13 protein-coding genes are annotated in these 21,340 nt (G+C 67.2%); 10 read left to right on the top strand and 3 right to left on the bottom strand.

The window, feature by feature from the left end:
* Window position 1: 1 nt before the first annotated feature.
* Entirely contained in the window at window positions 2–1,138 is a 1,137-nt protein-coding gene (locus BDW41_RS00330) for a GNAT family N-acetyltransferase (protein WP_074547603.1), read from the bottom strand.
* 222 nt (window positions 1,139–1,360) lie between these two features.
* Window positions 1,361–2,326, bottom strand: coding sequence for a thioredoxin-disulfide reductase (trxB, locus tag BDW41_RS00325; protein WP_074547679.1), 966 nt, complete (start codon window positions 2,324–2,326; stop codon window positions 1,361–1,363).
* Between the two features lie 446 nt (window positions 2,327–2,772).
* Here trxB and ald point away from each other — a divergent pair, with 446 nt between their 5' ends.
* The 4 genes from ald (at window position 2,773) to BDW41_RS00305 (ending at window position 7,801) form a co-directional block, all read left to right on the top strand.
* Window positions 2,773–3,837 carry an alanine dehydrogenase gene (gene ald, locus BDW41_RS00320; protein ID WP_074547604.1) on the top strand — a complete coding sequence of 355 codons (1,065 nt, stop codon included), beginning with the start codon at window positions 2,773–2,775 and terminating at the stop codon, window positions 3,835–3,837.
* A 148-nt stretch (window positions 3,838–3,985) separates the two neighbouring features.
* A complete protein-coding gene (locus BDW41_RS00315) occupies window positions 3,986–6,250 on the top strand; it encodes a DNA translocase FtsK (protein ID WP_233496746.1) in 2,265 nt (754 codons plus the stop codon).
* Between the two features lie 222 nt (window positions 6,251–6,472).
* Window positions 6,473–7,132: an outer membrane lipoprotein chaperone LolA gene (lolA, locus tag BDW41_RS00310; protein WP_074547606.1), complete on the top strand. Its 660-nt coding sequence runs from the start codon at window positions 6,473–6,475 to the stop codon at window positions 7,130–7,132.
* Window positions 7,133–7,138: 6 nt separating this feature from the next.
* Window positions 7,139–7,801, top strand: a complete 663-nt coding sequence (locus BDW41_RS00305; RefSeq protein ID WP_074547607.1) for a YoaK family protein — start codon at window positions 7,139–7,141, stop codon at window positions 7,799–7,801.
* 185 nt (window positions 7,802–7,986) lie between these two features.
* Here the strand turns inward: BDW41_RS00305 and BDW41_RS00300 are convergent, their stop codons facing one another.
* Window positions 7,987–10,986 (bottom strand): ligand-binding sensor domain-containing diguanylate cyclase, encoded by a 3,000-nt coding sequence (locus tag BDW41_RS00300; RefSeq protein WP_233496725.1) that lies wholly within the window; start codon window positions 10,984–10,986, stop codon window positions 7,987–7,989.
* A gap of 246 nt (window positions 10,987–11,232) precedes the next feature.
* Here BDW41_RS00300 and BDW41_RS00295 point away from each other — a divergent pair, with 246 nt between their 5' ends.
* From BDW41_RS00295 to BDW41_RS00270, 6 genes are all read left to right on the top strand, one after another.
* Window positions 11,233–11,613, top strand: a complete 381-nt coding sequence (locus BDW41_RS00295) for a hypothetical protein (protein WP_074547608.1) — start codon at window positions 11,233–11,235, stop codon at window positions 11,611–11,613.
* Between the two features lie 65 nt (window positions 11,614–11,678).
* Window positions 11,679–12,947 carry a TolC family protein gene (locus BDW41_RS00290; protein WP_083337573.1) on the top strand — a complete coding sequence of 423 codons (1,269 nt, stop codon included), beginning with the start codon at window positions 11,679–11,681 and terminating at the stop codon, window positions 12,945–12,947.
* The gene (locus tag BDW41_RS00285; protein ID WP_074547609.1) at window positions 12,944–14,026 is read left to right on the top strand and encodes an efflux RND transporter periplasmic adaptor subunit; all 1,083 of its coding nucleotides are present in this window, start codon (window positions 12,944–12,946) and stop codon (window positions 14,024–14,026) included. The genes BDW41_RS00290 and BDW41_RS00285 overlap by 4 nt, the downstream gene beginning before the upstream one ends.
* Entirely contained in the window at window positions 14,026–17,142 is a 3,117-nt protein-coding gene (locus BDW41_RS00280; protein WP_074547610.1) for a CusA/CzcA family heavy metal efflux RND transporter, read from the top strand. The genes BDW41_RS00285 and BDW41_RS00280 overlap by 1 nt, the downstream gene beginning before the upstream one ends.
* A gap of 107 nt (window positions 17,143–17,249) precedes the next feature.
* Window positions 17,250–19,985: a DUF2339 domain-containing protein gene (locus tag BDW41_RS00275; RefSeq protein WP_074547611.1), complete on the top strand. Its 2,736-nt coding sequence runs from the start codon at window positions 17,250–17,252 to the stop codon at window positions 19,983–19,985.
* Entirely contained in the window at window positions 19,975–21,339 is a 1,365-nt protein-coding gene (locus tag BDW41_RS00270) for a DUF3999 family protein (RefSeq protein ID WP_074547612.1), read from the top strand. Before BDW41_RS00275 ends, BDW41_RS00270 begins: the two co-directional genes overlap by 11 nt.
* Window position 21,340 lies beyond the last annotated feature (1 nt).

Genomic DNA, 21,340 nt, shown 5'->3' with positions numbered 1-21,340 from the left:
CTCAGGCGGTGTGCGCGTAGGGGCTGTGTTGCAGCAGATCCTGCGCGTACTCGTCCATCGCCTCGGCTTCGCGGACCAGCGCCTCTCTCACAGCGTCGCGAAAGCTGCGATTGACCAGGTAGTGCCGTGAATGGGTGCGCACGGGGAGAAAGCCGCGTGCGAGCTTGTGCTCGCCCTGTGCGCCAGGCTCGAAGCGTTGCAGGCCATGGCGGATGGCGTATTCGATGCCCTGGTAGTAGCAAAGCTCGAAGTGCAGGCCGGGGACGTCCACCTCCGCGCCCCAGTAGCGGCCGTACAGCGTGTTGCAGCTTTGCAGGAACAGCGCCATGGCGATGATGCGGCCGTCGTGACGCGCGAGCGCGACCTGCACGCGATCGCCAAGGACCTCGCCCATGCTGGAGAACATCTGCTGCGTCAGCGCCGCATGATTGCCCTTGACGTCGAAGGTGGCTTCGTACAGCGCGTGGATCTGCCGCCACTCCTCGGAACTGAGCGTGTCGCCGCCACGCATGGCGATATCCAGCCCGGCCTGGGCGACATGCGCGCGCTCCTGCCGGATGTTCTTCCGCTTCTTGTGATTCAGTGCGGCGAGGAACTGCGCAAAGTCCGCGTAGCCGCGGTTGTGCCAGTGGAACTGCACGTCCGATCGTTCCAGCCACGGGCCGTCGAAGGCGGCCAATTCGTCGTCGCGCAGGAAGTTGGCGTGCACGGACGAAAGATTCATGCGTCCGGCAAAGTCGCGCATCGCTTTCGCCAAGGCCTGCTGCCGTTCGGCGGTGTGCGCGTCATTGCCCGCCAGCAGGCGCGGGCCGGGCACGGGCGAGTAGGGCACGGCGTTGAGCAGCTTGGGATAGTAGTCGCCGCCGGCGCGCTCCCATGCGCTGGCCCAGCTCCAGTCGAACACGAACTCGCCGTGCGAATTGCCTTTCAGGTACAGCGGTGCGGCGGCGACGAGCGCGCCATCTTCATACAAGCCCAGATGATGTGCCTGCCAGCCCCAGTCGGGACGGATGCAGCCGGTGCGTTCCAGCAATGCCAGGAAGGCGTGCGAGACGAAAGGGTTGTCGTCGGGGCGTAGCGCATCCCATGCCGGGGCGGGGATGCGCTCGATGCTGTCGTGGAAGCGGGCTTCGATCACGTCAGTCCAGGTGTTGGTGCAAGTTGCCTCAGCGTTACATCGCTGTCATTCCGGCGTAGGCCGGAATCCAGTAACGGTGAGGCTCGATTGTCGCGATGACGCCAACCAACAGGTTCGAGGCGACAACCGATCACTACGGAAACTGGATTCCGGCCTGCGCCGGAATGACGATCAAAAACCTTGGGCGCGCCAGAATGAAACTCACGGCGCGCCCGAGGATCATCAGCTCGCCGGCCCCTGCTGATCCAGCCAGCGCTCCGCATCCAGCGCGGCCATGCAGCCGAAGCCGGCCGAGGTCACTGCCTGGCGGTACACGTGGTCAGCCACGTCGCCGGCGGCGAACACGCCCGGCACCGAGGTCATCGTGGCCATGCCGTTCAGACCGCTGCGGATCTTCACGTAGCCGTCGTGCATTTCCAGTTGGCCATCGAAGATGCCGGTGTTGGGCGTGTGGCCGATGGCGACGAAGAAGCCCGTCACCGCGATGTCGCGCGTCGCGCCGGTGTTGATGTCCTTCACGCGCACGCCGGTGACGCCAGTCTCGTCGCCCAGCACTTCGTCCACAGTGTGGTTCCACACCAGTTCGATCTTGCCGGCCGCGGCCTTGTCGAACAGCTTGTCCTGCATGATCTTCTCGGCGCGCAGCTTGTCGCGGCGGTGCACGAGATAGACCTTGCTGCAGATGTTGGACAGGTACAGAGCCTCTTCTACGGCGGTGTTGCCGCCGCCGATCACGGCCACTTCCTGCTCGCGGAAGAAGAAGCCGTCGCAGGTGGCGCAGGCCGACACGCCCTTGCCCTTGAAGTGTTCTTCGCTGGCAATGCCGAGGTACTTGGCAGTGGCGCCGGTGGCGATGATCAGCGCATCGCAGGTGTATTCGCCGGAGTCACCCTTGAGGCGGAACGGGCGCTGCTTCAGGTCCACGCTATGGATGTGGTCGAACACCATGTTGGTCTCGAAACGCTCCGCATGCTGCGCCATGCGCTGCATCAGCTCCGGACCCTGCACGCCCTTGTCGTCGCCCGGCCAGTTGTCCACCTCGGTGGTGGTCATCAGCTGGCCGCCCTGCTGCAGGCCGGTGACCAGCGTCGGCTTGAGGTTGGCGCGGGCCGCGTAGACGGCGGCGGTATAGCCGGCGGGGCCGCTGCCCAGGATCAGCAGGCGGCTGTGCTTGGTGGATGCGTTCATGCGTTCCTTCTGTCCGCCTTGTCGGCGGTGGTGTTCGTGGAGGTGGAATGCCGATTCCGCCGCGTCGACCATGCTTGGGCGCATGGTGGCGCGGCGATCGCCCGTATATGGGGTCTGTCAGCTGGTTTTCAGCGGGATGGGCCGTATCCCTTTGACTTTGCTGCAACTGCGCAAAGGTGGTCTGCTCGCGCGGCGTGGCGGGAATGTGAAAACGACCTGCCCATCATGGTTATAATCCTTCGGGTTTGCTGGCGACTTGTTGAGTCATTCGCTCCCTCGCGTGCCGTGGTTTCCTGCCGCTTCACGGCAGGGTCGGAGCGAGGCGTCCGAACCCGGAAGCATGGGGAAGACGCGGGGACGATTCAAGGCTGCCGGCACAGGTATTGCCGGGTCGCCCGCGGCCCGGCGTCGTTGCCACTCAAGCTCCCCATCAGGATCCACTCCCCATGCGTATCGGCATTCCTTCCGAAACCAAGACCCTTGAAGGTCGTGTTGCCCTCATCCCCGCCGCCGCCGCCGACCTGGTGCGCCGTGGCCACGAGGTGTTCATCCAGTCCGGCGCTGGCGAGAAGAGCGGCTTCTCCGACGAGGCCTACGCCAAGGTCGGCGTGAAGGTCGTGGCCGATGCCGCCGCCCTGTACGAGGCCGGCGAGCTGATCGTGAAGGTGAAGGAGCCGATCGCCGGCGACCTGGCCCTGCTCAAGAAGCACCACCTGTTGTTCTGCTACCTGCACCTGGCCGCCGAGCCGGCGCTGACCAAGAGCCTGCTCGACATCGGCCTGACCGGCGTGGCGTTCGAGTCGGTGGAAGAGAACGGTGGCCTGCCGCTGCTGCTGCCGATGTCGGTGATCGCCGGCCGCATCGCCACCCAGATCGGCACCACGCTGCTGCACCGTCCGCAGGGCGGCAAGGGCAAGCTGCTGGGCGGCATGGCCTCCACCCCGCGCGGCAAGGTCGTGGTGCTGGGCGCCGGCGCCGCCGGCGGCAACGCTGCCGCCCTCGCGGCCGCCGCTGGCGCCAACGTGGTGGTGTTCGACAAGCGCCAGGATCGCCTGGCCGAAATGATGGCCATGGGCCCGAACGTCACCGCGCTGTACGCCTATGAGTCCAGCGTGGCCGAAGAAGTGGCCACTGCCGACCTGGTGGTCGGCGCCGTGCTGATCCCCAGCGCCAAGGCGCCGCGCGTGGTCACCGAGGAGATGGTCAAGACCATGGAGAAGGGCAGCGTGCTGGTGGACATCTCCATCGACCAGGGCGGCTGCTTCGAGACCTCGCGCCCGACCACCTGGAAGGAGCCGACCTACGACGTGCACGGCGTGACCCACTTCTGCGTCACGAATATGCCGGGTGCCGTGCCGCAGACCTCGTCGGTGGCGATTTCTGCCGCTATCCTGCCGTACGTGCAGCGTCTGGCCGCCGGCAACGAATGGCGCCAGTTCGAACCGCTGCGCGGGGGCATCAACGTGGACGGCGGCGAGCTGGTTCATCCGGCGCTCAAGGGCATGATCTAAGGTCTAGCCCTGCCGCTTCGGCGGATGTTGTACTGTCCGGCCGCCCCACGGCGGCCGGACTTGTGTTTCAAGACAGGATAAGGACCACGTGCCGCGTACCGCGAACGTCAAGAAGGACAAGAAAGAGCCAGAGGGCCTCAGTGAGGAACTGAAGCGCCGTCTGCGCGAGGCCGGCGCGCTGCTGCTGCTGCCGCTGGCGCTGTATCTGCTGGTCTGCCTGTTCAGCTACAACGACCAGGATCCGAGCTGGGGCCACGCCGGCACCGTCGAGCATGCGCGCAATTTCGGCGGCGAGGTCGGCGCGAACATCGCCAACGTCCTGCGCTACATCTTCGGACTGGTTTCCTATTTCTTCCCGCTGCTGCTGCTGTTCCTTGGCGTGCAGGTGCTGCGCCATCGCGGCGAGCGCACCGTGCAGCCGTGGGAGCCCTCGCTGCGCCTGATCGGCTCGGTGTTCTTCTTCATCACCTTGCCGGCACTGCTGTATCTCAATATCGATGAGCCCGTGCTGCCGCAGGGCGTGGGCGGCATCATCGGCATGTGGGTGGGGCGCGGCCTGTCGCATGCGCTGGGCGGCGGGGCGTCGCTGCTGCTGCTGGCGATGTTCCTGATCGCGGTGACCCTGGCCACGGGCCTGTCGTGGTTCAAGGTGGCCGATCTCACCGGCCAAGGCGTACTCAAGATCGCCGGCTGGTTCGGCGGCAAGCTGCGCGAGGCGCCGGAAGTGCTGGCCGCACGCCAGGCGCGCGCCGAGCGCGAGGTGGTCAAGAAGACCGAAGCCGTGAAACAGGCCAAGCGCGAGCCCGTGCGCATCGAAACCGCGCCCGCGCCGGTGGTGAAGAGCGAGCGCGCCAAGCTGGAAACGCAGATTCCGCTGTTCACCGGCGCCTCCGCGCCGGGCGAGCTGCCGCCGCTGTCGCTGCTGGACGAGGCGCCGGAGCAGGGGCCTGGCTACTCGGAAGAAACGCTGGAAGTGCTCTCGCGCCAGGTCGAGCTGAAGCTCAAGGATTTCCGCATCGAGGCCAAGGTGGTCGGCGTCTATCCGGGCCCTGTCATCACGCGCTTCGAGCTGGAGCCCGCCGCCGGCGTGCGCGGTTCGCAGGTGTCCAGCCTGGACAAGGACATCGCGCGTGGCCTGTCCGTGGTCAGCGTGCGCGTGGTGGACGTGATTCCGGGCAAGAACGTGATCGGCCTGGAAATCCCCAACGCCAAGAAGCAGATCGTCTATCTCTCCGAGATCCTGCGTTCGGACAAGTACGACGCCATGAAGTCGCCGCTGGCGCTGGCGCTGGGCAAGGACATCGCCGGCCGCCCGGTGGTGGCCGACCTCGCCAAGATGCCGCACCTGCTGGTGGCGGGCACCACCGGTTCGGGCAAGTCCGTCGCCGTGAATGCCATGGTGCTGAGCCTGCTGTACAAGGCCAGCGCCAAGGACGTGCGCATGATCATGATCGACCCGAAGATGCTGGAGCTTTCGGTCTACGAAGGCATCCCGCATCTGCTCGCGCCGGTTGTGACCGACATGAAGGAAGCCGCCAACGCGCTGCGCTGGTGCGTCGCCGAAATGGAGCGCCGCTACAAGCTGATGGCCGCCGTGGGCGTGCGCAACCTCGCCGGTTTCAACAAGAAGGTGAGGGACGCTGAGAACGCCGGCCAGCCGCTGCTGGATCCGCTGTTCCGCCCGAACCCCGAAATGCCGAACCTGGCGGCCGAACCGCTGGAGCCGCTGCCGTACATCGTGATCATCATCGACGAGTTCGCCGACATGATGATGATCGTCGGCAAGAAGGTCGAGGAACTGATCGCCCGCCTCGCGCAGAAGGCCCGCGCCGCCGGCGTGCACCTGGTGCTGGCGACGCAGCGCCCGTCGGTGGACGTGATCACCGGCCTGATCAAGGCCAATATCCCCACCCGCATCGCCTTCCAGGTGTCGAGCAAGATCGACTCGCGCACCATCCTCGACCAGTCCGGCGCCGAAGCCCTGCTGGGCCACGGCGACATGCTCTACCTGCCGCCAGGCACGGCTACGCCGGAACGCGTGCACGGCGCCTTCGTGGACGACCACGAGGTGCATGGCGTGGTGAACTGGCTCAAGGCGCAGGGCTCGCCACAGTACATCGAGGGTGTGCTGGAAGAAGTCCAGGCGACCAGTGACGGCAAGTTCATCAACGACTCCGGCCTGCCGCAGGACGGCGAGGAAGGCGGCGACGCCGACGCGCAGCTGTACGACAAGGCCGTGCGCATCGTCACCGAGACGCGTCGCGCCTCGATTTCCGGCGTGCAGCGCCACCTGCGCATCGGCTACAACCGCGCCGCGCGCCTGATCGAACAGATGGAGCAGGACGGCGTGGTCAGCGCGCCGCAGCACAACGGCAACCGCGAGGTGCTGGCGCCGCCACCGCCGAAGAATTGATCTTGCTCGTCATTCCGGCGAAGGCCGGAATCCAGTTTCGATGCGGCGGGTTGTCGCGATGAGGTCCAGCTTCCGGACTGGTGCGAAAATCTCACGCTACCGCTGCTGGATTCCGGCCTGCGCCGGAATGACGGTCTTGAAGGTTTCGCGGCATCGGATGGGTTTCTCCGTTAAGCCTTTCGGTCTCACAATTCGCTCCACCGCCTCACTCACAAGGCACCCATGAAACGCCTGCTCCTCCTCGCCACCGCCACGCTCGCCTTCTCCCTCAGCAGCCTCGCCATGGCCGCCGGCCCGGCGCGCAGCAAACTCGACGCGTTCACCACCGGCCTGCACTCGCTCACCGGCAAGTTCTCGCAAACGCTGAAGGACGCCAACGGCAACGCCGGCAAGCCGAGCAACGGCACCTTGGCGCTGGAAGCGCCACGGCAGTTCCGCTGGGAGACGCTGGCGCCGTCCAAGCAGACCATCGTGGCTGATGGCAGCCGCGTGTGGCTGTACGACCCGGACCTGGAACAAGTCACGGTGCGCGTGCAGAGCTCCGAGGAATCGCACAGTCCGCTGACCGTGCTGACCAACGTGAAGCAGATGGACAAGGACTTCAATGCGGTGGAGCAGGGCGATCACGATGGCCTGAGCTGGCTACGCCTGACCTCCAAGGCCAAGGATCCGCAGTTCGACTACGCCGACCTCGGCTTCGACGCCAACGGCCTGGCCCGCATGGTGTTCCGCGACCAGCTCGGCGCCGTCACCGACATCCGCTTCTCCGACTGGCATCGCAACGTGGCGATTCCACCGGAAACCTTCAATTTCGTGCCGCCGCCGGGGGCCGACGTGATCGGCGACGCGCCGGTGATCCAGACGCAGCCGATCAAGAACTGAGCGGCCATGCTGCGCCAGCTGCCGCGCTGGGCCTGGGTGGGTGGCGGTCTGCTCGCGCTGATCGCGGGCAGCATCAATACGGTGGGATACCTGTGCTTCCGGCATCAGCCGATCACGCATCTCACCGGCACCAGCACGGAGCTGGGCATCGCGCTGGCCCGGCTGGATGCGGCCGAAGTGCTGCACTGGGGCTTCGTGATCGGTGCGTTCCTGTTCGGCGCCATGCTCAGTGGCTTCATCGTGCAGCAGCGCACGCTGCAGCTGGGCCGGCGCTACGGCGTGGTGCTGATGCTGGAATCGCTACTGTTGTTCGTGGCGACGCCCTTGATCCATGGCGAGAGCGATCTGGGCCTCTATCTCGCCTCCATGGCCTGCGGGCTGCAGAACGCCATGGTCAGCACGTATAGCGGCGCCACGCTGCGTACCACGCATCTGTCGGGCATCTTCACCGACCTGGGCATCTATCTCGGCCAGCGCCTGCGTGGACTCGAGGTCGATACGTTGCGCATCCAGGTGTGCCTGCTGGTGGCGAGCTGTTTCATCGTGGGTGCCGCCGCGGGTGCGCTGGGTTTCGCCGTGGTGCAGGAGCGCGTGCTGCTGGCGCCGGCGGCGCTGACCGGCATCGTGGGCCTGGGTTACGCCATTTACCGGCACCGTCACTTCGGTTGAATGCGGTACCTCAGAGCCTGCTCGAAATCTTCTGAGCAGTACCTGCTCCCTCACCGTCATCCCCGCGAAAGCGGGGAGCAGTGTCTTTAAGCCTTCTCGCGGCGAGTAAAAGTCACTGGATCCCCGCTTTCGCGGGGATGACGGTGAGGAGAAATGTGCGCTCATGCGAGATTTCGAGCGGGCTCTCAGTGCGCGGCCACGCAGCGATTGCGGCCGCCGTGCTTGGCTTCGTACAGCGCTCCGTCGGCGCGGGTCAGCCATTGCGACAGGGTTTCTCCCGCGCGGTAGGCCGCCACGCCAATGCTGACGGTGACCACGATGGCGTGGCCGTCGTGTTCCAGTGGATGTTCTGCCAGCGCGGCACGGATGCGCTCGGCGACCGCCATACCTTGTTCCAGCGTGCTGGCCGGCAGGCAGGCGAGTAGTTCTTCGCCGCCATAGCGGCCGATGATGTCCGTGTCGCGGCTCTGCTCCTGCATGATTCGGCAGGCATGGCGGATCACTGCGTCGCCAGCCAGGTGGCCATAGGTGTCGTTGATGCGCTTGAAGCGGTCCAGATCGAGCAGGGCGATGCAGGCCTGGCCATCGGCGCTCAGCGCGCGCACTTCTTCCGCCAGTTCCAGCAGCCGCCGCCGGTTGCAGGCGCCGGTGAGGGCGTCCGTATTGGCCAGCTCGTCCAGGCGCTTGTTGGCGACCAGCAGGTCCTGCGTGCGCAGGTCGATCTGCTGCTGCAGTTGCCGCGCCTGGCGGCGCAGATACAGCGTGCGCAGCTGGATGACGCCGACGATGGCGACCAGCGCAAGGATGCCCGCGGCCACCAGCGCCTGGATGGTTTCGTACCAGCGCGGCTCGACGCTGACGTCCACGCCGGACTCGATCACGCGCGGCTGCATGCCGTGCGTCTGCGCACGCAGGCGAAGCTTGTAGTCGCCGTGGGGCAGGTTGGTGTAGATCGCCGTCGGCAAGCCGCCGCGCGGCACTTCGATCCATTCCTCGTCGAAACCTTCCATGCGGTAGCTGTAGCTGGTTTCCGCCGGCGCTTCGTAGTCGAGGAGGGCGAAATCCACGCGCAGGCTGCGGTTGCGCGAACGGATCGCCAGAGACTCACCGCTGCGGGGGAGTTTCCCGAAGGCCAGCGGCGCGCCATTGACCGCCGCATAAGTGATGGCCAGCGGCGCGTCGGCTTCGTCGCGCGGCTGCCAAGATGGACGCACGACGGTCAGGCCGCCGAGTCCGCCGAACAGCAGTTCGCCACCCGGCGCGCGTGCAGCGGCCGCGTAGACGTAGCTGGAAATGCGCAGGCCGTCGCGCAGGCCCAGCGTGTGCACGGCATGCGTGTTGGCGTCGATCATCGCCAGGCCGTTGGGCAGGCTCACCCACGGGTTGCCGAGGTCGTCCGGCTGCACGGCGTTGACGTTATCGCTGGGCAAACCATTGGCGATGCCGATGGTGTTGAACCGGTAAGGCTCGCCCGCGCTGCGCGGCTGCAATATCGCCAGGCCGCCATAGGTGCCGACCAGCAGGTTGCCCTGCGGGTCCATGGCGATGGAGCTGGCCAGGTTGTTGGGCAGGCTAGTGTTGTCGCCGGGGCGATGGAACAGGTTTTCGAAGCCGTGGTTCTGCAGTGCGCTGCCGGCGATGCTGATGCCGCGCCCGGTCACGTACCAGATGTCGTTGCCGATACGGGCGATGCGCCTCACCGTATCGCTGGACAGGCTGCCAGGGTCATTGGCGTCGTGCGTGAAATGCGCCAGGGCATGCGTGCGCGTGTCGTACCGGTACACGCCATCGTAGGTGCCGATCAGCAGCTGGCCATCGTCGGCCAGCAGGTGCAGCACCGGTTTGTCGTCCATTTCTGGAATGGCCGAACCGTGGATGGCCAGCGTGTCGGGGTTGATCGTCGCCAGGCCCTGCGTGCCGACCCACAGGGTGCCATCGGGCATTTCGGCAAAGGCCTGCACGTCGCGGCGCGCCTGCACACCGTTGAGTTCGAGGTGGCGGATGGCGCCGTCCGCCAGGTCGATCACGTCGATGCGGCCCGCGCTCATGGCCAGCCAGATGCGCTGGCGGCTGTCGACGAAGATGCCGCGCACATTGGTGTTGGCCAGCGACCGGCTGTCGCTGGTCGAAGGCTGCAGGGCGAAGGCCTTGCGGGCATCGGGGTTGTAGCGCGCCACGCCAAGGTCGGTGGCGACCCACAGGTTGCCGGAGCTGTCCTGCAGCAGGTCGCGCACCGAGTCGCCGGGCAGCGAGGAGGGCTGGGCTGTGTCATGGACGATGGCGTGCAAGCTGCCGGCGTTCACGTCATAGGCGAGCACGCCATCGCCGTCGGTGGCGATCCACAGGGTGTCGCCGCTCATCTCGCTGAAGGCGCGCACCGTGGCGCGGCGCGAGTGGTCGCGCGGATAGCCGCTGAAGCCCGGAACCGCGTGCCAGCGCCCGGAGGCGTCGCGGTAGGCCGCGCCGGATTGCGTGCTGCCGGCCCACAGGCGTCCCTCGCGATCTTCCCGCAGGGCCCAGATGCCATCGCTGAGCACGGCATCGACGTTGGCGTCGTTCGCCGGGTGTTCCACGCGGGTGAAGCGGCTTTCGCCGCTGCGGCGCACGAACAGGCCGGCGACGTTGCCCACCCACAGGTTGCCGGCGCGATCCTGCAGGATGCCGAAACTGCGTGGCGACATGCCTTCGGCCAGCGGCACGGGCGTGATGCGGTTGCTACCCAGGTCCAGGTAGTCGATGCCGCGTTCCGTGGCGATCCACACGCCGCGGCTGCCGTCCGGCGTCATGGCGTAGATCTTCCGGTCGCTGGTGCCGCCGCGGCCCACCAGGTAACTGCGGAACGTGTTGTCCAGCGGATTGAAGCGACTCAGGCCGCCGGAGTTGGTGCCTACCAGCAGGCCGCCATCCGGCAGCGTGAGCAGGCAACGCACGTAGGCATCGGGAATGTCGCTCTTGCCGCCGGTGGCGCTGAACACCTGCATGCGGTAGCCGTCGTAGCGCACCAGGCCCGACAGCGTGCCGATCCATATCAGCCCGCGGCTGTCCTGCGCGAGCGTGGTGGTGATGGAATGCGGCAGGCCGTCGTTGACGCCGATGCGGTCGAACCAGGGCGCATCGAAGGGGGCCCAGGGGTCCCTCGCGGCGCCAAGGCACAGCGCCGGCACCATCGCCAGCCAGAACAACACGACCAGCCGGGCCGCATTCCATGCCGCCGCGCCTCCCCGGACCCCCTGCTTGGTTGCTCGCCCCGGCCTTTGCGCCACTTGCGGACTCCACCCGACTACGCCTCGACATGATAGCCATGGCGGCGATCGCCATAGTGCGGAAACCTTGTGTCAGGACGTCACGGCCTGCGTGCCGGGCGTGTCACAGGTGCGCCACGCCGCGAATGAAATTGTCTAACACGCGACTTGTTTTCTAGCATCCAGCCCATGTCGCCCCGTTCCTTGCCACTGCTCCATCGCCTGCGCCGCCATCGCGGCCTGTGGGTGTTGGTGGTGGTCGTGCTGTTGATCAAGCTGGTCAGCGGCTCGGTGTGCCTTGCCGATGGCGGGGAGCGCGACACGTTCCAGGCGCAGGCGCATACCTCCATCGCCATGACGGTGGATGCCACTCCCGCCCCGCAGGGCGACGGCGATTGCCTGCTGGGCGAGGGCGCGTCATGCCATTGCGCCTGCGCGCATGCGGCCACGCTGCCGGTTTCCGTCGCGCTGGCCGTCGGCATGCCCGAGGCGGTCTTTGCCGTGCCATCCATCGACGCGGGCCGCCTGCCCGAAGCCACGCGCTCCCTGCTGCGCCCACCCATCGCCTGAAAACGACCGCCTGACGTGCGCCCTTGCGGGTGCATTCGCCGTGTCCGTTTTCAGGAGATGCTTCCATGTCTGTCCTACGTGCAGCCCTTGCGGGAGCTGCCTGCCTGTTTTTCATTGCGACCGCCGCGGCTTCGCCGGTGGCCGAGACTCCGGCGCCACTCGCCGTTTCCCCCTTGCAGGGCGCCGTGCGCGCCGTATGGGGCGCCAGCCCCGACGTTCAGGCCGCGCGCGCCGAGGTGGAGGCGGCCCAGGCGCGGGTGCGCGCCGCCTCCCAGCCGGTCTACAACCCCGCGTTGTCGCTCGATGCCGAGAACGCCGACGTCGATCGGCGCACGGCCGGTCTTTCGCTGCCGCTCGATCTCTCGGGCAAGCGACGCGCTCGCACTTCGCAGGCCGAAGCGGCGTGGCGCAGTCGCGAGGCGTCCTATGAACTGCTGCGCAGGGAGGTCGCGTCGCGCTGGCTGAAGGCCTGGTCCGGTGCCGCGCTGGCGTCGCGCCAGCGCGAGCTGGGCGAGCATCGCGTCGAACTGATGCGCCGCTTCGATGCGCTGGCGGCCGAGCGCCTGAAGGTGGGCGACATCAGCAGCCCGGAGCGCGACCTGGCCGCACTGGCCCTGGGCGAAGCCCAGATCCAGCAGGCGTCGCTGGCCGGCAGCGAAGCGGCGGCGCGGGCCTCTCTCGACGCCATCGTGGGCGACGCGGTGAAGGCGTCGCCGCCGTTGCCGGCGGGGTTGCCGCCGGGATCGAACACGGTGGTGCCTCTGTCGATGGACGACCGCCCCGAGTTGATCAAGGCGCGTGCCGACGAAGCGACGGCGCAGGCTGGCATCGACGTGGCGCGGCGCGCGCGCATTCCCGATCCCACGGTGAGCCTTACCGGCGGCCGCGTGCGCACCGGCGTGGCGACCGATCAGGTGATCGGCCTGAGCGTGAGCATTCCCTTGCCCGTGCTCAACAGCGGGCGCGCCGAAGTCGATGCCGCGCTGGCCGACGCCGGCGCCGCGGCGGCGGCCGTGCGTGCGCGGCAGCTGGCCAGCGGCGCAACGCTGCGCGAGGCGCAGGCGCGCTACGACGCCCTGCGCACGGCGGGCCTCGCCTTCAGCGAAGGGCGCGCAGCCGCCTTCGACGAACGCGCCGCCCTGCTGGAAAAGCTGTGGCAGGCCGGGGAAATCAGTACTTCCGACTACCTCGTCCAGCTCAAGCAGAGCCTGGACACCGCGCTATCCGCGCTCGCTCTTGAAAGCCAGGCCTGGCAGGCCTGGTTCGACTACCTCGCCGCCGCCGGCCGCCTGACGGACTGGCTGGACGGCCGCACACAGGATGCTTCCCGATGAATCGCTTATCCCTTTATGCAGCCTGCGCATTGGCGCTGGCGATCGCCGCCACGAACGCTTCGGCAGAGCAGGCGGCCAATCCCCTGGTGCTCGATGCGCGGGCCATGCAGGATGCCGGCATCGTGCTGGCGAAGCTCGCTCCGCGTGAGCTGGCCGACGAGATCAAGTCGCCTGGCGAGGTCAAGGTCGACGCGTACTCCACCGTGCTGGTGTCGCCGCGCATCGAATCGATGGTGTTGTCGCGCAAGGTCAGGCTGGGCGATGTGGTGAAGGCCGACCAGCCGCTGGTGGTGCTGTCCAGCGTGCAGGTGGCGGAAACGCAGGGTGCGCTGATCGTCGCCGAGCAGGAGTGGCGGCGCGTGTCCTCGCTGGGGCCGCGGGCGGTGTCCGGGCGCCGCTACACCGAAGTGCAGGTGCAGCGCGACCAGGCGCGTGCGCGCTTGCGTGCCTATGGCTTGTCCGACGGGCAGATCCAGGGCGTGCTGCACGCCGGATCGGCCAGGGCGGATGGAAGCTACGAGTTGCTTGCCCCCACCGATGGACGCATCACCACCGACCAGTTCCTGGTGGGCGAGCGCGTCGATGCGGGACGCATGCTGTTCACGCTGGTCAAGGAGGATTCGGTGTGGGTGGAGGCGCGCATGTCGCCCGCCGACGCCGAGCGCGTGGCGCAAGGCGATGCGGCGCGCGTTCTCATCCACGGGCAGAGCCTGCCCGGCAAGGTCGTGCAGCGCTCGCACCAGACCGACGAAAAGACCCGCACCGTGCCCGTGCGCATCGCGGTGGACAACAGCCGCGACCTGCTGCACCCGGGCGAACTGGTCGATGCGCGCATTGCCGTGGGTGGTCGCTCCGTGCTCGCGGTTCCAGTGGAATCGGTGGTGCTGCTGCAGAACCAGTCCACCGTGTTCGTCGCCAGCGGCAAGGGCGCCTTCGAGCCCGTGGCCGTGCAGGTGGGCGAAACCCGCGACGGCTGGGTGGAGCTGCGTGAAGGCCTGAAGCCTGGCGTGTCCTACGTCAGCAAGGGCGCCTTTGCGCTCAAGGCGCGACTGCTGCGCTCGCAGCTGGGAGAAGAATGATGCTGGCCCGTCTGGTCGAACTCTCGCTGCGTTACAAGCTGCTGGTGATCATCGCGTTCCTCGTCGTCGGCGTGCTTGGCTATCAGGCCGTGCGCAAGCTGCCCATCGACGCGTTTCCGGATGTGACGCCGGTGCAGGTCAATGTCTATACGGAAGCCGCGGGCCTGGCCGCGGAGGACGTGGAACAGTTGCTCACCACGCCCGTGGAGTCGGCCCTGGCCGGCTTGCCGAAAGTGGAGGAAGTGCGGTCGGTGAGCCTGTTCGGGCTGTCCTATGTCTCCGTGTATTTCAGCGACGACATGGACATCTACTTCGCCCGCCAGCTGGTGAACGAACGCCTGCAGCAGGTGGGCGATCGCCTGCCTGCCGGTTATGGCAAACCGGAGATGGGGCCGAACACCTCGGGCCTGGGGCAGGTGCTCTGGTACACCGTGGAGCGCGCGGACGATGCGCTAAAAAGCGCGCCCGACGACCGCAGCCTGCGCACCCTGCAGGACTTGACCATCCGCCTGATGCTGCGCACCGCGCCCGGCGTGGATGACGTTACCTCCTGGGGCGGGCAGGAGAAGCAGTACCAGGTGCGTATCGATCCGATGAAGCTCATCGCGCACGGCCTCGGCTTCCGCAACGTCATCGAGGCCTTGCAGGCCAACAACGCCCAGGTCGGTGGCAACTTCGTCGACGTGGGACGCGAGCAATACCTTGTGCGCGGACTCGGCCTGGTACGGGACGCGCGCGACATCGGCCAGATCGTGCTGAAGACCGAGGACGGCACGCCCGTCTACGTGCGCGACGTGGCCACCGTGGAAGAGGCCGGCGCGCCGCGTACCGGCGCGGTCACCCGCGATGGCAAGGAAGTGGTGATGGGGCAGGCGCTGGCGCGCATCGGCGAGAACGCGAAAAGCGTGGTCGATGCGGTGAAAGCCAAGCTGGATACCGTGCAGCAGGCCCTGCCCGAAGGCGTGGTGGTCAAGCCGGTCTACGAGCGCACCGAGCTGGTGAACAAGGCCGTGGGCACCGCCGTGCGGGCGCTGGTGGAGGGCTCGATCCTCGTGGCCCTGGTGCTGTTCCTGTTCCTTGGCGAATTCCGCAGCGCGCTGGTGGTGGTCGTGGCGCTGCCGCTGGCCATGCTGATCGCTTTCATCTGCATGGAGCAGGCGGGGCTGTCGGCCAACCTGATGTCGCTGGCGGGCCTTGCCATTGGCATCGGCATGATGGTGGATGGCGCGGTGGTGATGGTGGAGAACGCGTTCCGCATCATGGCCGAGCGCAAGGCGCACGGCCTGCCGGTGGATCGCACGGCGGCGGTGCTGGCGGCGGCGCGCGAAGTGGCCAGCCCCATCACGTTCGCCATCGTCATCATCATCGTGGTGTTCCTGCCGCTGTTCAGCCTGCAAGGGCTGGAAGGCAAGATGTTCAAGCCGATGGCGTTCAACATCAGCTTCGCCATGGCCGGCTCCCTGTTGCTTGCCCTGACCCTGATCCCCGTGCTCGCCGCGCTGCTGCTGAAGCCGAAGGAAGAGCGCGACACGCGCCTCGTGGCCTTCCTGAAGCAGCGCTACGGCGCGGTGCTGACGTGGTCGCTGCGGCGGCGCGGCTGGGTGCTCGGCATGGCGGGCGGCGCCTTGCTCGGCAGCCTGGTGCTGTTCCCGTTGCTGGGCAAGGAATTCATGCCCAACCTGAAGGAGGGCGCCATCATGTGGCGCATCACCTCCATTCCGTCGGCCTCGCTGGACGAGTCCATCGAGATCTCGCGGCAGGTCGCCGCGCGCATCAAGGCATCGTTCCCCGAGGTGGATACCACGCTGGCGATGATCGGCCGTGCCGAGAAGGGCGAAACGGCGGACGTGAACTACATGGAGGTCTACACACCGCTCAAGCCGCGCGAGCAATGGCGCAAGGGACAGACGCTGGAAAGCATCGAGGCGGACATGCAGCGCGAGCTGTCCGATGCGTTGCCGACCGCCGTGGTGAGCTACACGCAGCCCATCCAGATGCGCATCGAAGAGCTGATATCCGGCGTGCGCGCCACCCTGGCGCTCAAGCTCTATGGCGACGACCTGGGCGAGCTGGACCGGCTGAGCGCGCGCATCAAGGACGTATTGGCTGGCGTGCCCGGCGTGGCCGATCTGGCCCTGGAAGCCAACCTGGGCAAGCCGCAGATACGCATCCGCGTCGACCGCGACGCGCTTGCGCGCTACGGTTTGAACGCGGACGACGTGCTTACCGTGGTGCGCAACGGCATCGGCGGCGAACCGATCAGCACCCTGATCGATGGCGTCAAGCGTTTCGATATCGCCGTACGGCTGGACGATGCGGACAAGCGCTCCATGCAGGCGATCGAGCGCATTCCCATCCAGTCGCCGGGCGGCGCCATCGTGCAGCTGGCGCAGGTGGCCGAAGTGACGGAGGCGGAGGGTTATTCCTTTATCCGTCGCGAGCAGCTGCAGCGCTATGCGGTGATCCAGATGGATGTACGCGGCCGCGACATCGACGGCTTCGTGCGTGAGGCGAATGCGGCCATCGCGCAGCAGGTGAAGCTGCCGCCGGGCTACTACACAGCGTGGGGCGGGGCGTTCGAGAACCAGCAGCGTGCCTTGAAGCGCCTGTCGCTGATCGTGCCGGCCACGATCTTCTTCATCTTCATCCTGCTCTATACGGCGTTCAACTCGATGAAGTACGCCGCGCTGATTCTCGCCAACGTGCCGTTTGCCACCATCGGCGGCATCGTGGCGCTGGCGGTTACCGGGCAATACCTGTCCGTGCCATCGGCCATCGGCTTTATCGCGGTGTTTGGCGTGGCGATGCTCAATGGCATCGTGCTGGTGAGCTTCCTCAACGAGCAGCGCGCCAAGGGCATGGGCGTGCGCGACGCGGTGATGCGCGGCACGACCTTGCGCCTGCGCCCGGTGCTGATGACGGCGAGCGTGGCCATCCTGGGGTTGGTGCCGATGCTGCTCTCCAGCGGCGTGGGCGCGGAAACCCAGCGTCCCTTGGCCACCGTGGTAGTCGGCGGCCTGATCACCTCCACGCTGCTCACCTTGCTGCTGTTGCCGGTGCTGTACGACTGGATGGAGCAGCGTGCGGAGCGACGCCAAAATGTAGGAAATATCTGATTGTCGTGACGTACGTCGCCCGTAGCGCACGCCCTTTGCAGGTCGGCATGGAGTCGGCCATGGCACACTGGCGGTGTGAGGCCCCAGGCGGGTGGAGACGGACAGGCATGATTCTTCTATGGATGGTGATCGGTGCGGTGCTGGGCGGGCTGGTGTCTTCAGCCAGCCTGGCCGGCATCGTCGGTGGCGCGGCGGTGGGTTTGTTGTGGGGCAGGCAGATGGAGCTGTCCCATGAGCTGGATCGCATCCGCAAGCAGCTGACGGCGACCAAGCCGGCGCAAGCGCCCGCGCCGGAACAGGCGGCTACCGAACGACCCTGGATGACCGCGCAGGAAGCGCGCGAAACCCTTCGCGAACCGTCGGCGCCGGTCGCGCCACCGGTGGCGGCGGTGTCGCCGTCCCCCGTGGCACGGGAAGAGACACCGCCGCCCGTGCCGGTTGCGGCGCCCGCACCCAGGCCCGCCGAGCCACGCGCTCCCGCCGCGCCGTCGCAGCCCTCGGCATTCGATCGCCTGCTTCAGCGCGTGTGGGGCTGGTTCACCGAGGGCAATGTGCCGGTGAAGATCGGCATGCTGGTGCTGTTCGCCGGCGTGGCGGCGCTGCTCAAGTACGCATCCGATGCCGGCATGTTGCACGTGCCCGTGGCCTTGCGCGTGTCCATGGTGGCGCTGGCCGCCATCGGCGGCTTGTTCTTTGGCTGGCACAAGCGCGAATCGCGGCGCGTGTTCGCCCTGTCCCTGCAGGGCGGCTCCATCGGCGTGCTGGTGATGACGGTGTTCGCCGCCTTCCGTCTCTACGATCTGTTGCCCGCGGGCGCGGCGTTCGCCGTGCTCGTGGTGCTGGTGGCCGGCATCGGCGTGCTGGCGGTGATGCAGGACGCGCTGGCGCTGGCCGTGCTGGGCCTGATCGCCGGCTTCGCCGCGCCCATCCTGGTCTCCACCGGCAACGGCAGCCACGTGGCGCTGTTCAGTTACTACGCGGTATTGAACCTCGCCATTCTCGGCATCGCCTGGAAGCGCTCGTGGCGCGTGCTCAACCTGCTGGGTTTCATCGCGACCTTCGCGGTGGGCAGTGCATGGGGCGTGCTGCGCTATGACCATTCGCTGTTCGCCAGCACCGAGCCGTTCCTGATCCTCAACTTCCTGTTCTACCTGTTCATTCCCTGGCTGCACGTGGTGCGCGCGCCAGTCGACCGGCGCCTGGTGATCGACGGCTGCCTGATGTTCGGCAATCCGCTGGTCAGCCTGTTGCTGCAGGGCGCGCTGCTGCAGTGGGACGGCAAGGCGCTGGCCATCTCCACGCTGGTGGCCGCGGCGATCTATGTGGCGGTGGCGTATCTGTCGCGCCGCCAGCCGGGCATGCGGCTGATCCGCGACACCTGGGCCATCCTGGCGGTGGCGCTCGCGACGCTCACCGTGCCGCTGGCCTTGAGCGCCGACGTCACCGGCAGCATCTTCGCGCTCGAAGGCGCGGGGCTGATCTGGCTGGGCCTGCGTCAGCAGCGCCTGTTCGCGACGTGGAGCGGCGTCGCGCTGCAAGTGTTCGCCGCGTGCGCGTTGTTGATCGATCGCGGCATGCACGGCGGCGTTCACGTCGCGTGGCCGGTGCTCAACCGTGAATGCATCAGCGCATTGATGCTGGTGATCGCGTGCTTTGCCAGCGCGGGCCTGTTTGCGCGGCTGGGCAACGGACGTGCGCTGCACCGCGTGCTTTCGGTGGTGCTGTATGCCTGGGGCATGTTGTGGTGGATCGCCGCCAGCGCGCAGGAAATCTCCAGCTTCGTGCCGGACGCGAACATGTCCGCCGCGTGGTTCGCATGGTTCGCCGTCACCGCGTGGGGCACGGCGGAAGCATCCAGGTATCGCGATACGCAGGAACTGGGCTTTGCGCTGCGATGGAGCCCGGTGGCGCTGATGGCCTGCGTGCTGGTGCTTGTCGTCCTGATGGCCGCCAGTCACGAGCAACCCTGGCGAGGATGGAACCTTCTGGCAGTGATCGCCGCCGCCGTGCTGGGCTGGCGCACGCTGCTGTGCCTGCGTTCCGCCGAATGGGCCGGCACGGCGGCGCAATGGACGTGGCTGTGGCGCTGGGTGCTGCTCGCCGGGTTTGGCGTGGCGGTGGCGCTGGATCGCCTGCGCTGGCTGTCCGGCAGCTGGATGGCGGCGTTGAGCCTGCTGTCGCTGCTGCTGGCGTTTGCGCTCGCGCACTGGCGACCGCGCCTGATCGCACCACCGATGGTGGAAAGCCTGCCGCGCTGGTTGCCGCCGCTGAAATATTCGCTGCTGGCCGCGCTTGGCTTGGCGGGCGTGATCGCGCTGTTCATGGACGGCGATGCCGCGCCGCTGCGCTACGTGCCGCTGCTGAATCCGGTGGAGCTGCTGCTGTTGGCGACTGCTGCGATGTTCGCGGCTTGGATCACCGATCCGTCGCTGCCGCCCGTGTTGCGGCATGCGCGCGGCCCGGTGCTCGGCTCCATCGTGCTGGCGCTGGCCACCAGCATCACGCTGCGCGCCGTGCATCAGCTCGGCGGCGTGGCGTGGGGTACTGATCTGGCCGATTCCAGCCTCGCGCAGATGTCGCTCACCGTGGTGTGGAGCGTGCTCGGCCTGTTTGCCTGGGTGTGGGGTTCGCGCCGCGGCCATCGCCTGTTCTGGCTGGCCGGCGCCATCATCATGGGCGTGGTGCTGGCCAAGCTGATCCTGGTCGACCGTCGCCAGTTGGGCAACCTGTTCGGCATTGGCTCGTTCATCGCGTTCGGCCTGCTGTGCAGTGTCATCGGATACCTGGCGCCGGCTCCGCCGCGTCGTTCATCGTCTATGGAGGAGACCGGGCATGCGCCTTGATGTTCGTTGGATTGCGCTGGCCTTGATGCTGCCGGTGGTGGCCGCGCGGGCGGGGCCGAACGTGAACTACGCCTATGCGTTTCCACTCGATACGAAAAGCGCCGACGATGCGTACCGGGTGGTGCTGGGCCCGCAGGTCTATGCCGCCGCCAACCCGTCGGCGCATCTGCGTGACGTGATCGTGGTGAACGCGGCGGGCAAGCCCGTGCCGTTCGCGCCGATGCCGCCGTCGCCGCCGACCAGGCATCACTTCGAAACCATGGCTCGCCTGCTGCCGGTGCCTGTGGCTGCCGCGAACAACAGCGACAGCGTGAAGGTGGAGCGCAATGCCAACGGCGGCATCGTCATCAGCCAGGACGACCGGGGCGCCACCGCGCAGCATACCGACAGCTGGCTGATCGATGCGGGTCGCGCCGTGGAGATCGACAGCATTGCGCTGGATCCGTCGACGCTGCAGGAGGATTTCCAGATCCACGTTACCGTCGAAGGCAGCAACGACCTGCGGCAGTGGAATTTGATGTCCAGCGACGTGGGCCTGACCCGCGTGCATGGCGATCAGGACCAGGTCGAGCAGTTGAGCATCGACACCGCCAGCAGTGAGCCGGAGCGTTATTTCCGCGTGCGCCTGACCGACGGCCAGGTGGACTGGAGCACGGGCCACGTGCCCACCGTCAAGCTGGTCGGCAACTACACCGATGCGGCGGCCGACCGCGCCTCGCAGTTGCAGTGGCTGGAGCCCAGGCCGAATGGGCAGGTGTCGGGCGACTACGAATACGAGCTGTCCGCCGAGCTGCCGTTGATCGCGTTCAAGCTCACCTTGCCTGCCGACAACAACGCGGCGACCGTGCATGTGATCCTGGACAACGGCGATGAGACCTGGTCGGAAGTGACTTCGCTCAACCTGGTGCGCGCGGGCGGCAAGGGTGGCGAGGACACGGCCACGATGAGCCAGCCGTACAACACCCGGCGCATCCACGTGCGCAGCGACACGCCGCTGGCCGGCGCGCCCGCCCTGAGCGTGGGCTGGCTGCCGCCGCAGTACGTGTTCATTCCCGAAGGCAGCGCGCCGTTCCGCCTGTTGGCCGGCAGCTACTCGGCGCGGCGCGGCGACTACCCGGTGGACGAAGCGCTGAGCCGCCTGCGCAGCACCAAAGGCGAGGACTGGCAGCCGACGCTGGCCGAACTCGGTCCACGCGTGGACGAGGCCGGCCCATCCGCACTGGAGGCGCCCAAGGTGCCTTATGACTGGACCAAGCCGCTGCTATGGGTGGTGCTGGCACTGGGTGCGCTGGGTGTGGCGGCCATGGCGTTCAGTTTGTTGAAGCAGGGAAGGCGGGACGAGTCGAAGTCCTGAG

Origin of the sequence: Dyella sp. AtDHG13 (assembly GCF_003201105.1) — a bacterium.
In the GTDB taxonomy this organism is placed as follows: domain Bacteria; phylum Pseudomonadota; class Gammaproteobacteria; order Xanthomonadales; family Rhodanobacteraceae; genus Dyella; species Dyella jiangningensis_B.
This window is presented reverse-complemented; position numbering and strand designations above follow the sequence as displayed.

Coding starts and splice junctions, on each gene's coding strand:
- trxB (WP_074547679.1), bottom strand. CDS start 2,326: ATGAACGCATCCACCAAGCACAGCCGCCTGCTGATCCTGGGCAGCGGC.
- ald (WP_074547604.1), top strand. CDS start 2,773: ATGCGTATCGGCATTCCTTCCGAAACCAAGACCCTTGAAGGTCGTGTT.
- lolA (WP_074547606.1), top strand. CDS start 6,473: ATGAAACGCCTGCTCCTCCTCGCCACCGCCACGCTCGCCTTCTCCCTC.
- BDW41_RS00305 (WP_074547607.1), top strand. CDS start 7,139: ATGCTGCGCCAGCTGCCGCGCTGGGCCTGGGTGGGTGGCGGTCTGCTC.
- BDW41_RS00295 (WP_074547608.1), top strand. CDS start 11,233: ATGTCGCCCCGTTCCTTGCCACTGCTCCATCGCCTGCGCCGCCATCGC.
- BDW41_RS00290 (WP_083337573.1), top strand. CDS start 11,679: ATGTCTGTCCTACGTGCAGCCCTTGCGGGAGCTGCCTGCCTGTTTTTC.
- BDW41_RS00285 (WP_074547609.1), top strand. CDS start 12,944: ATGAATCGCTTATCCCTTTATGCAGCCTGCGCATTGGCGCTGGCGATC.
- BDW41_RS00280 (WP_074547610.1), top strand. CDS start 14,026: ATGCTGGCCCGTCTGGTCGAACTCTCGCTGCGTTACAAGCTGCTGGTG.
- BDW41_RS00275 (WP_074547611.1), top strand. CDS start 17,250: ATGATTCTTCTATGGATGGTGATCGGTGCGGTGCTGGGCGGGCTGGTG.
- BDW41_RS00270 (WP_074547612.1), top strand. CDS start 19,975: ATGCGCCTTGATGTTCGTTGGATTGCGCTGGCCTTGATGCTGCCGGTG.